This window comes from Sphingobacterium anhuiense (assembly GCF_042686355.1).
In the GTDB taxonomy this organism is placed as follows: Bacteria; Bacteroidota; Bacteroidia; order Sphingobacteriales; family Sphingobacteriaceae; genus Sphingobacterium; species Sphingobacterium anhuiense.
Genome location: NZ_JBHUPE010000005.1, coordinates 676,730 through 693,104, shown reverse-complemented (window position 1 = coordinate 693,104; position 16,375 = coordinate 676,730). Strand labels below are relative to the sequence as shown.

The window sequence follows — 16,375 nt, the reverse complement described above, 5'->3', positions numbered from 1 at the left end:
CTTTCTAATTCCAATATTAGTTCACCTCTTCAATAACAAGCACCTCTTGCATACCACGCCCTATAACAGCTTCAATTCCATAAGCAGCCAGTTGCTCATTGAACTCTTCTAAATTTGTATAAGGTCCTATCGTAATCTTTTCCTTACTTTTTACAAGATCCAGGACAGGAGGAAATTGTTCACCCATATCTGTCATTGTTGCCAAAATAGCACTCCCCATATAACTCATTGCGCCTTCAAGAGCTTTACCTTCATAAGGTTTCACAGGGCAGGGTTTTAAAATTAGACATTCTATTTCCTTCATTGTTTTATATGATGTGATACCGAAAAAATTATGTAGATCATTCAGCACAATCCTCGCCTGCACCGAATCTGCTCGTTGCATCTTGTCCAAACGTTCGTAACAGATGCCATTTTTCACATACCACACATCACCTTCATTACCGAAATCATAATACTTTTCCGGGTTTTTAACGTTAAAAACACGTCTTTCTGCTCGTGTAATATAATTCCCAGGCTTTATTTTTGCCCAGGTAAATTTAATCGCATTACTAATAGATTCATTATAAAAGGAGGTTTTAATCAATCCTGAAATACTATCCTTTTTAATACGCATGGACTCGCCCGGTACGCCGTCCTGATAACCAGTTATCCAGACTCCCTCTCTGGTTTTCTGACTAGTATTATCGATCTGCCCAGCCAAATCCCCTTTACCAAAATCGTCTTTCAGCGGTAAAGAAATAGTTCCCGTGTTGTAGAGCTTTAGGATATTTTCTTCGGTAACCAGTCTGTTCCCTGTAACCGCATGGACTTTTCCTTTAAATAGAAAAATAACATGTGGAGCACTTTGATGTGGAAACCGTTGCTTTAAATACGTATCGGCGAAGATAACCGACAGATTAACGTTGTTTTCTTTAAGAAATGCATTAGTAGCGTAGAACTTGTCCAGCGTAGCTTTATCCTGCCAACCAACATTAAAAATCTGCAGCTTGTCCTTTAATTTATGCTGCAGTTCCTGTAGCTCAGGCATACTTTGTATACAGGTACCACAGAAGGTATCAAAGAAATCCAAGATGACAACTTTATTCTCCAGTGCCTTCCAGTCTATCTTTTTCACCTCGCCACGCATCAGTTGCACACTTGAAGGTGGTGCAAAGGTATCTCCTACTTTAAGGGCTTTGCTTAAATCTACTTTTTGGTTCGACTGCGCATGTGCAGTACTGAATGTAATCAGTAAACAGATTTGAAGTGCGATCAATTTTAAATGTTTCATATTTGTTTTTATTTTATAAATGATTATCGATTATTTTGAGGCAGCTTCCCTACAGAAACTACAGGTTCAGGAAGTCTAAAGGCATACTTTCGACTGTTAAATGGAAGTGTAAACGTCACTCCATTTACTATTCTGGTCAGATTTTTCTGAAAACGGGTATCAAGGTTCAACCGTTTAAGATCTGACCAGCGGCGACCGCGGAACAGCAGTTCTTTCTGTCTCTCTTGAAGCACCAAAGGCAACAGCACGTCCGGATTAGTTTCTGTAATCGGGACATAATTGTTGGTATCCTGCCTTTTGCGCAACAGGGTATTAATGGCTAGCAAAGCTTCACTGTTCTTGCCGATTCGCACCGCCGCTTCTGCTTTAACCAGATACATTTCACTAGTCGTCAGTCCAACAAAAAGATTGTTATTGGCCTTATCATAATTCCCTTTGAAACCATAAGAATTCTCAGGGTAAACATTTGTAGCAAAATAGATAACTTTCCTTAAGTCATTGCTCTCATAGGATTTATAAAGAATCGAATCAACTAATCCGTTAAACAAACTCATTGGACCAGCATTGGCACTGACCGCAGAGAAAAGCACTTCCACATTGAACTTCGGTATAGGCAGATTGTCTGTTGCTTTCAACGTATTGAAATCCATTAATTCGCTATGTGTTTGCAAGCTGGAGTCTGCGTAAATGTAAGCCTGCTGATAATCGCCCATATACAAATAAGCTCTTGCCAAGCCTGCATAGGCCGATGCGCGAAAAGGTCTCCCTTTTATCGTTTCGCTTATCGGTAATCTGCCAGCGGCCACTTTATAATCCGATACAATCTGCTCATAGCTATGCTTTAAAGAAGCACGTGTAGATGGGGCATCGATGCCCGGATCCAACCGAAGTGGAATGCCCATTTCCGCAGAAGCAGTTTCCTGTTGATAGGCGGGTGCAAAAACTTCTGCCACTTGCTGAAAGGCAAATGCACGAAAGAAGTGGGCCATACCGATCAAATTTTTAGCTTTTTCAGAAGCGCTCTCCGCTCCTAGCTTACTGATGATATCCAGCGCCTGATTGGCATTGTAAACGACTTTATAAGGTCTCTGCCACTGTACGACATCATTATAGGGTTCATCCGTCCAGGTATGCGCATTCCGCTGATCCAGATTCATGACGCCATCAAAAGTTTCAGGACTCACATCATATTGATCGGTGCTCCATTCCCCATATACCGGATATGCGGTATTCATTGTCGTATAATCATTGAGCAAAAATTCAGCGTCATCCAAGCTTTTAGGGACGACCATTTTGATATCGGGCTTTTCTTCCAAGAAATTGGAACAGCTTGAGAAAACCAACACGAGCGCGATACCGATCGAAAAATTCTGTATTTTCATGATAAATAGATTAAAGGTTAAAACTGAAACCAAGTGAGGACATCAATGGATCAGGAATAACTGGTCCATACTCACTGTCGATTCCCCATTTATTGGCGCGCCATATCGTGCCGATATTCTGCACATAGCCATAGATCTTGCAGTTTTTAAGTTTAAAATTAGAAGCAAAAGGCAAATTGACCGTCAACTGGATATCTCGCAATTTGATCTGGCCACCATCTTCCACCAAGGCCGTAGAACCCAAATATATCCTACTGGCATTGGAGTTATTGGGATAGCTAAATGCCGGAACATCCGTGATCTGTTCGTCCCCCGGTTTTTGCCAACGCAGTGCATAGTCCTTATGCCCGATATTATCATTTAGGAAGCTATTGTTACTAAAAGAATTGCGCAGAAATTTATGTCCGAGCTGGTAGGATATATTCCAGGACAGCTCCACAGCTTTATAGCGGACACTGTTGCGCCAGCTTCCGGTATACAATGGAATTGTCGATCCCATATATTCCAGATCGGTCGCTTTCAAATTGGTGATCGCACTGTAGTCTTTTGATATTTCACCATTGAGGTAAGCACGAGGTTCACCTGTCTCCGGATCCAAGCCCGCCCATTTATAAGCAAGCAGACCAAAAAGATCCATTCCCTCAAAAGGTGTATTCCGGTTACTCGTCAATCCACCGGCTATATAATCCTGTCCGATTTCATTCTGGACAAAAGCTTTTAACACTTTGGTGCGTATATAACTAAACACTAAATTACTGCCCCATACCCAATTTTTAGACTGCACAGGCAGTGCATTTAAAGAGATATCCCAACCCTTGGTTTTTAGATTCGCACTGTTCACCATCATGGTTGAAAAACCGGTACTGGGGTCAATGCGATCTGAGGCAATCAGGTCTTTCGCATTCTTTTCATAGTATTCGATACTACCCGATAGCCAGTTGTTGGTCATAGCAAAGTCCAACCCGATGTTCTTGATCCCTACGCGTTCCCATCGCAATTTCGGATTTGGAGGTCTTGTGATCATTCCAAACTGTTGGTTATTGATAAAGTGCACCTGACTTTCTATGGACATGATCGGATAAGCCGAAACCATATTATTCACATTACCATTATAACCATAGGTAGCCCGCAATTTCAGAAAACTGAACGGACTATCCTTTAGAAAAGCTTCATTGGAGGCAATCCATGCAGCCCCCAACGACCAGAAAGGTTGTCCTCGATCATTACTTTTCACCCCAAATAGATTGGAGGCATCTTTCCGAAAACTTCCGCTCAACAGGTAACGGCTGTTATAAGTATAACCGGCATTTGCAAAATAGGAAATGAAATTATTGCGCAGGTGCTCATATCGCGACCGGTCAACTATTGTTTTAGTCCCAAATGAGCCGTTCATAAAAGGAAATTCCACCCCATATGCTACGGGCTTAAAGGCACCGGTCTCCGGATCAAAACCATGATATTGTGTGAAATTGAGTTTTTTATCACTCATCCGGATTTCAGATCCCAACAAAAAAGACAGTTCATGCTTATCCAACCATTTGCGATTGTAATCTGCTGTCATGCGACCCTGATGGGCAATATTGTTCCAATTGCTAATCCCTAAAAAATCGCCAACAGGCAGATTCCAGGTCACGGATTCATCCGTATAACTCGCCAGCCCATTGATATCATCCCGCTGAAAATAGGATCCTATACCCTGCCACTGTTCAATAGGAATAATCGATCGCTGATAAGCATACAAGAGGTTTAATTTCAGACCAAAATCAAACGAATAACTGGTATTGATATTCGAAAAAAACTCCTGTACTTTTTGCGTTTCTTTGGTATCATAAAGCTCTTTTAAAGGCCGGTACGACCAATCGAGTAAACGGCCACCTGCAACGGTATCCTGATACACCGGATTAAAACTTGCTATATCTACAACCAAGGGATTTCCATTTCCATCCGCCATATTCATATACGGGTACATACCTGCTCCCTTACCTATTTGATTGTATTGAACCGGAAATAAACTTTCTCTGGTCTTAGATTCGGTATACATCATTCCGATATCCACCAGCATATTTTTAACTGGGCGCAACTGTGTATTGGACTTTAAGTTCAACCGCTGATAGGAAGAAGTCACGACTTCATTGAGATTCTTATCATAGCCAACCGAGAAGATGGTATTGATCTTTTCACCACCAGACTGCAACTGCAGGTTATATTGCTGATTCACCGATCTGCGGTAGATGTACTTTAAAAAGTCGTCCCGCATATCCGTAGCCCGCATCTCTCCGATTGCTTTGTTAAATTCATCGTTCGATATTTTCCCTGTCCGTTTATTTTCCATTAACCACAGCGCAGGCTCCGGATTGTAGTACCATTGATTGAACTGGCCATTGTAGCGTCCTTTATCAAACAAGTACTGTTGCAGATCAATATAATCTGAGGACTTCATCTGTGGATAATAATAGAGATCAGGCTTGGCTTTGATGCTGATATTGGAATTAAAAGACAGTGAAGTCGGGTTGTTAAATTTACCCCGTTTGGTCGTAATCACGATAACACCATTCCCAGACTGCGCTCCCCATATGGATGAAGCGGCGGCATCTTTCAGTACCGTCACACTTTCAATATCGTTGGGATTGATGTTGTTAAAAGTACCTTTGCCATAATCGCCACCTCGGCTATCATAAGGCACACCGTCGAGCACAATTAAAGGCCATCTTTCAGAATTCATGGTACTGATACCACGGATATTAACATTGAGTAAACTGCCCCGGTTGGTATTGTTCTTCAATGCCGAGATCCCAGGCACCACATCCTCTAGCCTGCTTACAAAGTCTGTAGACACCTTTCTGTTGAAGAGTTTATTGTCCACAAATTCAAACGAACCAGTAGCCCGTTCTTTTGGGATTTTCTGATATCCAGTAGATACCACCTCCACTTCTTCTAGTTTATTATCTTCGGGTATCAATTTCACTGTTAATGATACCCCTGAGGTATAATTAATTTCCTGACTTTTAAAACCGACATAGGAGAATATGATTTTACCTTTTCTATTATTCAGGAGCATTTCAAATGTTCCCTCCGACGATGATTTAATCTGTAGATTTTCTTTATCGATACGGATAGATACCCCCTGCATCGGCGTACCATCACTGGCTGATACTACTCTTCCTGTAAGTTCATATTTTGTCTGCCCGTTCACCCCGCTGTCCTTGCGGGGTGTCTGAGCATAGGTACTGACCATAAAAGAGTTGAACATCAGGGTGAATAAAAGCAAAATGCTGATCAGCATTTTGCTTTCACGCGTGGATTTAAATAGCTTATGGACATAGCCACAAAGCTTGATTTTATATAAGATATTTAAGTTCATTGTTGTAAATTTTTGGAGAAAACTTACCTATCCCCTTTTCTAGCCGAGGGGTTGACCAGGTTATCAATTTTATCCCTCGGCAGAATCGGGACTCACAGGTAGTAAAACTTTGTTTATTTTTTGTTTTAGTTCCTAGCTTTGATAATCATCGTTGGCTGTTCTTCCCAGATAAGGTCCATGGATGCTCCTTTCTCAGTCATAACCGTTCTGCTATCTTTGACGATTGAAAGTTGCTCTACCCGGACATCTAACTGAAAGTGCGCATTCAGATCATTCAAGATCTGCTTTTGATAGGCCTCCACCCCCGTATCAGTAGAAACAGTAAGTTCATAATCATACAGATGCTTTCCTCCATACTGGCAGAATCTACAAGGCACATATCGGGTACGATCGTGTCCATGAACGATAATCTGTTCTTTCGGAAAATTAGAGGGTAAGTTAAGTGCAAAAAGATAGCACTCGTAGATAGCCATATTGACCATTGTGATCCTTAATACATTGTTGCGCGCATCACGCACAATATTTATGAATGGACTCGTATCCTTTTCCGAAGGAACTACCAATGAGTAGTAAAGTTCCTTCGCTCGCTTATCCAAAATAGCCTTGGATACATAAGGCTTATGCCCCTTATTTCTAGTGACTGTAGCACTTTTCAATGTCTTTTGAGGTAAATCTGTGATCATAATTGGTTTTTTAATAACTGAAACACGTTTTTCGTTCAAAAACGAAGACAGTTCTTTCCCTGGGGACAGCACATAGCTCTCCCAATTGCAAGTTTTTTGCATTTTTTTAAGGTTTATACTGAGAGTGAATCAGGAGCTAAAAATTTGGCAATATGCTCCCTATTCAACTTTCAATAGTTAAAAAATAAAATGGAAAAAAATGCAATTATTTGTCTACATCAAGGTTAAAAATTGGCTTCGCGATTGCATTTTGAATGGATAGTCAGCATAGTGACTTTGCGCAACAGATCTAATCTGCCGGCTTGATGATGTTTTTGGTAGTTTGTTTTTTGTTCATAACTCGTTTTATAATTACGAGTCTCAGGGTAATTAAAGGACTATAGCTGGGCCTATCACCGTACTGTTAGCTTCCGACGGCTTTGGAACGGATAAACGATAGGGCCCATACGCTATAGGTATATCAAAGATATACAAAATATCGATATGGGCATTAAACCTATCGCCTCGTCCACTTGAAAGTCGGAATTCACAGTCGAGACTCTTATTGTCTAATGCTCATTCATTATTAAATAATATCAAAGTAACAAAATAAAATTTACAAAAACAAAATAATTATTTACGATTAATAAATAATAACATACTTTATTATGATAAAAACAAACATTTGCTCAATTAAAACTTAAGAAAATGAGCAAAAGAAAAAATTCTGATGGATTAGACTCTGATTTTTTAGCAATAAAATCTCTTTTTGAATCAGGGATTGCAAAATCAATGATAATTCTTGAACAACAAGGCCCAACAAAGATGGCCAAAGAGTTAGGATTACAATACAATTCATACTTAGAAAAATTAAAAAATCCAGAGAAATTTGCATTTAAGCACATATTTAAAATGGCAAGCCTTTGTCAATTAAACCCCGACCTAATCTATAAAGTAATTAAAAAGCAGCTAAATATTGAGGACACAACGATTGAAATATAACAATTTTGATTGTGTAAATATCAAGCTTTCTGAAAGCAGAGATATTGAATCTGAAATAATTGACTTATACCATTCTAATGAATAGAATTGGCTTAAGCAATGCTATTTCTGATGGACGACCTGGTCGTATACTATCCTCACCTACTTGTGCATCCGGATTATCAAGGTAAGGAGATCGGTAAAATGATTATGGATAAGATGCAGGAGATATATTGTTCGTTTCATATGCAGATGCTAACTGCTGATGGTGATGCGACAGAATTCTACAAAAAAAGGGATTCTCTCGTATCGGGCAAACGGAACCTATGTGGATCTATAAAGGTAATGAGCATTGAAAGAATATTAAGATTGTGAGATATGAAACGTGAATCGAGTTTAGTAACTTTTTTAAAACTGTATTTAAGACTCCTTATTGGATTTATTATTATTTCAATAATCACTGGTAAAATTCCTTGGAATGACTTAAATGGTTTAATCAACTTCGCGTTATACTTTAGCGTAGCTTTGTTTGCTATTGCTGTGATATTCTGCGCATTACACTGGATTGTTAAGATTATTATAAGACAATAAAAATTATCGAATTTAAATAAACACGTGAGTAATGACAATAAAACTTTACGACATATTTCTTGACAACAAAAAAATAGGTGCGACGGAACTTGAAAAAGCAGATGCACCAATGGGTGTTGTTTTTGGCCACGTAACGTTTGACGATATTATTTCTGGCTATGACTTTTTAAAAACTTATTGTGTGAAAAACAATATTGTAATCATCACTGACTATCCAGAAGACAAATTTATTGGAACAGCGAACATTCCTAATTTAAAAGTGGTTAATTCAATTGGAATTGAAATTAGAGGACAAGTAACAAATATTGAAGGAATGGACAGTGACGTTTTTGACATTATAATTTGTGGTATATCATATCCATTTTTTGAAGAAGAGTTTCCACATCACGTAAAAACATATAATGACCAATTCAAATTAATCAACCAATCTCCTCTTCAATAGCTCCAACTCCCCTGCTATAATATCTGGCCAACGAGCAAAACCTTATCTAATAATCTCATCAACGTCTGCTATTGTAAATAATGGATAATAAATTTTAATATTATTGAAAAAGATAATATTATTTATAAAAAAACAATGTTTTAATACGGCATCTATGGGAAGATTTACTTGTTTTTGATCAAAAACTATTATTAATTTGAAGTTAGCTACTAGTCGGCATAATGTTTGTTAATACAATTGAAACATAAATCTATTTTAACGATAAAAAAATCATTTATATTAACATAATAACCCATTAGGGTAATTTCAGAAATTTATGCTGGTTACAATTTAAAAATATAATTATTATTTTAATATTTTTAAATAAATAATTGCAGTAAATGATAACAATACTAGTGCGTATAACACGTGAAATTAAATGTATAGACGTTGGTTATACGAAATCTTTAAACTAAAATTTTCTTATAACTGAACACTTATCTATTAGAACTTGAGTCCTTTGTATCAACTTTCGGAAGAAGAACTGATCACTTTGTTAAAAATAAAGGATCAACGTGCTTTTAATTATCTTTACAATAATTACTCAAAAGCCTTATATGGGATTGTTTATAAAATAGTTCCTTTTACTCATTATGCTGAAGAAATAATTCAAGATGTATTTGTGAAAATATGGAATTATCTCTCTTTATTTGACTCTGAAAAAGGAAGACTATATACTTGGATGATTCAAATAGCACGTAATACAGCAATAGACTACAGCAGGTCTAAAAATGTAAAAAAGCAAGCGCTTCTTGACACCTTAAAAAATAGTGAAACAGAAAATTATACTCAATCAGAACAAGTGAAAAAATCTGATTATATAGGTTTTAAAAATTTACTAGATGCATTAAAACCTGAATGTCGCATACTAATAGAATTAGCGTACTTTGAAGGATATACACAGCAAGAAATTTCCGAGCACCTGAATATTCCGCTAGGTACGGTAAAAACGCGTACAAGATCTGCACTTTTAAATCTCCAACAACTATTAAAAGAATATCAATAAATTACAATAACTCAAAATTAGAGAATCTTATGATGAGCTCTCCTACTTATAGTATAGTCAACTTTGAATAAAGTTATTCACAATAAAGGAGATTTACATCTATAACGATAACATCATTTAGAAAAACTCTTCAACCGAAACATAGCCACTTTGATCATTTAAATATTTCTATTAACACATTATATAATATCATCCACACTATTGTCGAACTTTAGGATATTGTATCTTTTATGCTTTAAGTTCTTCAAGATCTTGGTGGTCAATAGTACATTCATCGCAATTACTATTTGTCATTTCTGCCTTTTTCCAACAGGTCCACATATAGATCTTTAATCCCTTCTATAAAGTGAAATCACAGAACCCTCCCCTGATTTGATTCAATATTGAACAGATGAACATATCAGAATATTGATCAACCGGTTATCTTAAAGCGTGTCCATCTTTATTCAATATCCAAAGATAAATAGTAAAGCTAAATATATTAGCTATGGGTTGCTATTATATTTTTCTTAGTTTGTATCGCAAATGTGTCGTCAAGTCTGACGGAATTACTTCTTCAATTTGTATATCATATCGATCTTTATCAATTCCTTCAAAAAGCCGGATACCGCTACCTAAAAATACAGGCGCAATGTGAATCAAAAACTCGTCCACTAGACCTGCATTTAAAAATTGTTGAATCGTGTTAGCTCCTCCTTGTATTCTGATGTCTTTTCCTTTTGCTGATTGTCTTGCCTTGTCTAAAGCCGACTCTATTCCATCATTTATAAAGTAAAAGGTTGTGGTTCCTTCTTGAACCCAAGGCTCTCGCTCTTCATGAGTTAATACGTAGACATCTGCTTTATAGAGGTCATTGGGCCAACTTACCTCGCCTTCTTCAAACATTCTCTTCCCCATAATGAATGCTCCTGTCCGCTCAATTGTCTCTCTAATATATTTACCGTCATGCCCATCTTCTTTTCCTCCTTCGACACCCAAGTATTCCCAAAAGGCTTTTTGGTTAAACATCCATTGGTGTAGTTTATCTGAAACACCACCCATTGGATTGTTCGGACTTCTATGATCACCTGCAAAATATCCATCAAGTGATATTCCGCTATCAAATATGATTTTGCTCATTTCAATTCTTTCGTTTATAATGGTCAAGAATAAAACTACAAAAAAACACTTTACTATTCAAGATACCGTTGTATACTTTTAGATTTGTTACAATATTTTATCATCAATCAAAATGTTGCCGCCATTAGGTTTAAAACAAATGAAAAAGAATATTATTGAACAAAAAAGCCCGAAGGGACCTCGGGCTGTAGATACTAACTATTGTTAGTTTTGTTTTTTATTGTTGATTTTGAACTCTTCAAACTCCTTGAATAACCGTAAGAGTTTAAATGTAGAGCTGATCAGCTCGTTTGTCTCTAACAGGATAGAGAAGTAAAGTTTACTGTTCTTAGGACTATTTTCGGTTGTCCGGATATGGTCAATCTGCTTATCCAAAAGGTCGTTAATAACCTTCTGAAGCTGATCGCGCTGTTTCATGGTTGAATCAAGCTTTAAGAAGTCACGGCGCTTATACAAACTATATACTTCGGCGTACCAGTTACCCAACTCATCGGCAACTAACCTCAGATCATTTCCCTGATATTCCTTGAGCAATTTATGGTTGTTATCGACGTGATTGTGTGCATTGCCGGCAATTACATAAAGATTCTCGACAATATCCTGCAGATAGCCTAAGGAAATAATGTAGAATCTGCTTCCTTTAACGGAAGTGTCATCCAGATTGCGAATGAAGTTGTAAAGGTTGTCGTTGGTTGAATCCAGATCACGCAAGAATTTCTTAATCAATTTCTTGTTCATTGATAGCGTTGTCAAATCGTTCTTGGTAAGACCGTCTACAATCTCTTTATAGAAGATATTGGACTTGGCAAAAACTTCACTGATCTGATTGGCACTAGCGTCAGAAACCTGCTGTAAGGTATGGATATCTTCTCGACCAAGTTTCAATTTACGCTCTGCCTGTGCGGCGACTTTCTTTTTATGGCTTTTAGCGTTAAATACTAAGAGTATAGCCAAGAATATAAGTGCACCAACAAAGGTAATAATCCCTCCTATTTTAAGTAAATAAGCGATGATAAATGCACCCGCAAAAGCAGTAGCAGCAGTAAGGAACCAGCCTCCAATGACATGGAATACACCCGACACACGATAAACTGCACTTTCTCTATCCCAAGCTCTGTCCGCAAATGCGGTTCCCATAGCAACCATAAATGTGACATAGGTGGTAGAAAGCGGAAGCTTCATAGATGTACCTAAAGCAATAAGACTGCTGGCCACCATTAGGTTGACCGAAGCGCGCACCATATCAAACATTGGCTCCTCCTCCTTATTCTTCTTGCCTAAGGAAGTATTTTCGAAACGGCTATCTAAACGCGATCGTAAGGTACGTGGCATCAGATAGCTAATTGCTCCTCCAATATTTACAAAGCCGCGTACTATCCAACGTGATAAGGTATTAGGCTCAAATTTTTCAGAACCACCGTCTTGGCTACTTAAACTCATTTCCGTTTCAATAACGGTTTTGGCTTTTTTAGATGTCCATAAGGTAATCATCATGATACCACCTGCGATAAATAATATCCAAGCTGGGGCAACGATATCAGCAGAAGCTAATTCTGACATCATATAGGTGTCCGGATTGCCGCCTGATGCCTGGAAGAAACCGATGGCCTGAATGGCTGCTACGGGTACTCCGATAAAGTTGACTAGGTCGTTTCCTGCAAAAGATAAAGCTAGGGCGAATGTACCGACACCGATTATGACCTTAAGGATGTTCACTTTTAACCTAGTAAGTATAAAACTAAAGATCGTGAACAGCACAAAGCTTCCCAATATCAACTGCAGCTCGTGCGTGTGAATCCACTCCTTGGTAGCTTTGTCAATGAAAGAAACGGTCTTCATTCCTTTAATCAGGATAAAATAACTAATGGATGCTAATGCGATACCACCAAATATAACTCCGAAAGATTTGATCTTACGCTCGTACTGAAAGGTGAATATAAGTCGAGAAAGGTATTGTACCGCCATACCCACAGTGAAGGACAGCACGACGGATAAGAGGATGCTGATGACAATCTCAGAGGCCTTCTCTGTATTTATATACTGGGAAAGCGTCGACCAATCGCCTGTAGTACTTATTATTTTATAGAGTCCAAGACAGACCGCAGCCCCTAGAAGCTCAAAGACAATGGATACTGTTGTAGAAGTTGGAAGCCCGAAATAGTTAAATACATCAAGAAGTATGATGTCTGTAATCATAACGGCGAGGAAGATAACTATAACATCATTAAAACTGAACATACCAGGAACGTATATTCCACTTCTTGCAATCTCCATCATTCCACTAGAGAAAACCGCCCCAGACAATATACCCGCACTAGCGAGAATCATAATCAGGCGGAAAGAAATAGCTTTGGATCCAATGGCCGAATTTAAAAAATTGACAGCATCATTGGTTACGCCGACCATGAGGTCGATAATCCCTAAAGTGACCAGCGTAATGATTACGAGATATAGATAATTGTCCATAGTTATTATTTTTGCAAAGGTATGAACAAAAGGTGAGCCATATATTAAGTTAATGTTAAGTGTTGTTTTTGTTAATATAGCATACGTATCACTACATGCATATATCAGGAGTTTTAATTATAAGGTATTTTTTCATTGCAGAAAAAGTAAGTCAGAGCATTCAAAATGAAAACACAGCACTAAGCATACTCTCTCTGCTCTAAGATTGAGGAATATACAAAAACCGAAATTAGTACGTCATTAGATCAGAATTGTTAATACGCTAAAAAAGCCATCATTAAAGATGGCTTTTTTAGCGTATTAACACTAACAGGGAGATCATCGCAATCTCCTACCTCTTTAGGAGGCAATACAACTTCATTACCTTATAAGAATACTTTATTGGACCAGTTAACGGTGTCTTATTATTCCAGCATTTATTGTATTGATTGTTTTAACGATCCGTTCTACTTTAGTTTTTTCCGTTTTCGCGGCATAGATCCATTCAATAATCTTTTTCTTTTTGGTTTCTGAATAAGTTAAAAAAACGTCAAAAATACCAGGTTCATCCAACAAACAAAGCTCAAATTCTATTGGTATGTTTATTGAACTATTATCTTGGTATAAAACTATAAACACATGATCTCCTTCCTTTTTATTAATCACTTTTCTAATCTGTGCTTTTATAGGGAGGAAAATCATTCCGTTTCCCATGGATTGAAGGTTATAATTGCTGAACGCAAAATCATCTATTGTTCCACTTACTTTTACCCAACCAAAAGGTGTGTTTTTACTCGGTACAATTTCAGGAATCCGTACAAAAGTCCATCCTCCTTTTCCATTAAATTTTTCGAGAATATAATGTTTGCAGACTAATGGAATTTGCTTGCTCATTGTTTATAAAACTAAAGACCAAAAATCAAGTTCGAAAGTTTTCTCATCAGCAATTTCAAGTAGAATTTGACAGGAGGGATCTTCAACATATCCCTTACAGATATTCCGTGTTGCTATAACTGTCTGGCCAAAAGTAATTTCCGAATATTTATTCTCATCTACAGTAGCTACAAAATGTGCCTTTGTATTATCAAAATTATGAAGATAATCAACCTCAATAGCATCTGAAATGGCTCGTAATCTAGTGATATCTTCTATATTTTTTAGAGAAAAAGTACCTTTTTCAATACAAATAAAATCATTTGGAATTTGAAAATATTCTTTTTGTATTTCATGATATTCTATTTTTACACTTTGTATATCGATCAATTCAAATAATGATCGAGCTTCTACCATTAGTTCCAAATTATTTTTCAACTGTATTAAATGATACATAGATGCTGCAAATATTACATTGGCATAATCATTTGAATCATTCCTAACTAAAAAATGAACATTAATTCCTTCTTGTTTTGATAATGCAACTTCAAAATCTCTAACTGAAGCAAAAAGGTGCTCTTCAGTTACGTTTTGTTTCGTTTTAAAACTAGTAAATTCCATAGTTTTAGCAGTGTTGTTGTTTATTCTGATCATTATTTTACTTTTTTAATTAACATGGGAACAAAAGTAAATTTGACTAGAGACAGCTGTATGTCAGGATCAAAAAATTATTTCTTTTACGGGCTACAATTAAGTGCTGTCAATAGGAGTTCGGAAACGCTCCTATTTCTTTTTTGTACATTTGTTTGTTAATATGGAAAAATCAAACATCATTAACATCACAGAACAGAATACTAGTTCAATTTATCAATGGACATTTAACCTTGCAGAAACATTAGGTGCTCACAATAAATCTGCACATTTATTGAGTGCCGCCTTTCTCATTGTTGCCGCTTTTATCCTCTTATTATGCTTAGACTATCTTTTACGTTTCTTTTTCAATTCAATCGTTACTGCATTTATAAAAAAAAGTAAAAACAATTGGGATGACAAATTACTCGAAAATAAGGTACAGATCCATTTAAGCCGTTTCATTCTGATAGGCATAGCACAACAGGTGCTTCCTTACGTATTTATCGGATTCCCATCTTTCATAGACATCCTGACAAAACTGCTCGGAGTACTGATGATCTTCGCTATTTATGGTGTGGCAAATGCTCTTTTAAAAACTTCAAGAGACATCCTGCGGACTTCCAAAGCTTTTGTAGACAAACCAGTTGACAGCTATATTCAGGTATTGCAGATATTCCTAATTTTTGTCGTTGGAACTCTTATTGTCTCTGCACTTACCGGAAACTCGCCTTGGTCCTTTCTTGTTTCTCTGGGAGCTGCTTCGGCTATTTTGATGTTGGTATTTAAAGATACCATACTCGGTTTTGTAGCCAGTATACAAGTTTCGGCTAATGATTCAGTTCGTGTAGGCGATTGGATAGAAATGCCTAAGTATGGGGTTGATGGTGATATTTTACAAATAAATCTGAACAATGTACGCGTTCAAAATTGGGATAAGACTATTGTCACGATACCGACTTACACATTACTCAGTGATTCGTTCAAAAACTATAGGGGCATGCAGGAAAGTGGTGGCAGACGAATTAAGAGATCTATCAATATCAAGATATCAACGATTAGATATCTTGGGAATGAAGAAATTCAAAAACTTAAAAAGATTGCGCTGTTAACTCCTTATATAGAAAAAAGGGAAATAGAGATAAGAGAATACAATGAAAAGAACCAGGTGGATCCTAAAGTTCTTGTAAATGGCAGAAGAATGACGAATATTGGATTATTCAGAGCCTACATCAAAGCTTACGCGATACAAAACCCTGATATTCATCAGGATTTAACATTATTAGTACGTCAATTGGCTCCAAATGAATATGGACTTCCATTAGAACTGTATATGTTCACAAAAGGAACTCAATGGTCATTTTTTGAGGATACGATGTCTGATATTTTTGATCATTTATTTGCAGCTATTAAATCTTTTGACCTAGAAGTCTTTGAATTGCCTGCATCTGATGATGTTCGAATGCACCTAGAACATAAATCCGCGACATCAATGCTAAAACAATAGAACGGTGACTCTCTTCATTATTTTAGTCGCTGATTTTTTTTTAAAGAAGCATGAGAATTCTGTA

General features: G+C 37.1%; 13 protein-coding genes. 5 read left to right on the top strand and 8 right to left on the bottom strand.

Going from position 1 to position 16,375, the window contains the following annotated elements:
* Window positions 1-16 precede the first annotated feature (16 nt).
* The 4 genes from ACFS6I_RS14745 to ACFS6I_RS14730 all read right to left on the bottom strand — a co-directional run bounded on the left by ACFS6I_RS14745 (window position 17) and on the right by ACFS6I_RS14730 (window position 6,801).
* Window positions 17-1,273 carry a TlpA family protein disulfide reductase gene (locus ACFS6I_RS14745; protein ID WP_380921749.1) on the bottom strand — a complete coding sequence of 419 codons (1,257 nt, stop codon included), beginning with the start codon at window positions 1,271-1,273 and terminating at the stop codon, window positions 17-19.
* A gap of 23 nt (window positions 1,274-1,296) precedes the next feature.
* Complete coding sequence (locus tag ACFS6I_RS14740) at window positions 1,297-2,655, bottom strand: RagB/SusD family nutrient uptake outer membrane protein (protein WP_380921747.1); 1,359 nt, start codon at window positions 2,653-2,655, stop codon at window positions 1,297-1,299.
* 10 nt (window positions 2,656-2,665) lie between these two features.
* Window positions 2,666-6,016, bottom strand: coding sequence for a SusC/RagA family TonB-linked outer membrane protein (locus ACFS6I_RS14735; RefSeq protein WP_380921745.1), 3,351 nt, complete (start codon window positions 6,014-6,016; stop codon window positions 2,666-2,668).
* A 125-nt stretch (window positions 6,017-6,141) separates the two neighbouring features.
* On the bottom strand, window positions 6,142-6,801 hold the full coding sequence (locus ACFS6I_RS14730; RefSeq protein WP_380921743.1) for a hypothetical protein: 660 nt from the start codon (window positions 6,799-6,801) through the stop codon (window positions 6,142-6,144).
* Window positions 6,802-7,386: 585 nt separating this feature from the next.
* Here ACFS6I_RS14730 and ACFS6I_RS14725 point away from each other — a divergent pair.
* The 4 genes from ACFS6I_RS14725 to ACFS6I_RS14710 all read left to right on the top strand — a co-directional run bounded on the left by ACFS6I_RS14725 (window position 7,387) and on the right by ACFS6I_RS14710 (window position 9,737).
* Window positions 7,387-7,680, top strand: coding sequence for a hypothetical protein (locus ACFS6I_RS14725; protein WP_380921741.1), 294 nt, complete (start codon window positions 7,387-7,389; stop codon window positions 7,678-7,680).
* Window positions 7,681-7,779: 99 nt separating this feature from the next.
* On the top strand, window positions 7,780-8,034 hold the full coding sequence (locus ACFS6I_RS14720) for a GNAT family N-acetyltransferase (RefSeq protein ID WP_380921739.1): 255 nt from the start codon (window positions 7,780-7,782) through the stop codon (window positions 8,032-8,034).
* A gap of 247 nt (window positions 8,035-8,281) precedes the next feature.
* The gene (locus ACFS6I_RS14715; protein WP_380921737.1) at window positions 8,282-8,692 is read left to right on the top strand and encodes a hypothetical protein; all 411 of its coding nucleotides are present in this window, start codon (window positions 8,282-8,284) and stop codon (window positions 8,690-8,692) included.
* A gap of 490 nt (window positions 8,693-9,182) precedes the next feature.
* Complete coding sequence (locus ACFS6I_RS14710; RefSeq protein WP_380921735.1) at window positions 9,183-9,737, top strand: RNA polymerase sigma factor; 555 nt, start codon at window positions 9,183-9,185, stop codon at window positions 9,735-9,737.
* A 498-nt stretch (window positions 9,738-10,235) separates the two neighbouring features.
* Here ACFS6I_RS14710 and ACFS6I_RS14705 read toward each other — a convergent pair whose 3' ends face one another.
* The 4 genes from ACFS6I_RS14705 to ACFS6I_RS14690 form a co-directional block, all read right to left on the bottom strand.
* Entirely contained in the window at window positions 10,236-10,856 is a 621-nt protein-coding gene (locus ACFS6I_RS14705; RefSeq protein WP_380921733.1) for a dihydrofolate reductase family protein, read from the bottom strand.
* Between the two features lie 204 nt (window positions 10,857-11,060).
* Window positions 11,061-13,322: an inorganic phosphate transporter gene (locus ACFS6I_RS14700; protein ID WP_380921731.1), complete on the bottom strand. Its 2,262-nt coding sequence runs from the start codon at window positions 13,320-13,322 to the stop codon at window positions 11,061-11,063.
* Between the two features lie 390 nt (window positions 13,323-13,712).
* A complete protein-coding gene (locus ACFS6I_RS14695; protein ID WP_380921729.1) occupies window positions 13,713-14,195 on the bottom strand; it encodes a YdeI/OmpD-associated family protein in 483 nt (160 codons plus the stop codon).
* Window positions 14,196-14,198: 3 nt separating this feature from the next.
* Window positions 14,199-14,828 (bottom strand): hypothetical protein, encoded by a 630-nt coding sequence (locus ACFS6I_RS14690; RefSeq protein WP_380921727.1) that lies wholly within the window; start codon window positions 14,826-14,828, stop codon window positions 14,199-14,201.
* A gap of 160 nt (window positions 14,829-14,988) precedes the next feature.
* Between ACFS6I_RS14690 and ACFS6I_RS14685 the strand changes: the two genes are divergently transcribed.
* On the top strand, window positions 14,989-16,311 hold the full coding sequence (locus tag ACFS6I_RS14685; protein WP_380921725.1) for a mechanosensitive ion channel family protein: 1,323 nt from the start codon (window positions 14,989-14,991) through the stop codon (window positions 16,309-16,311).
* Window positions 16,312-16,375 lie beyond the last annotated feature (64 nt).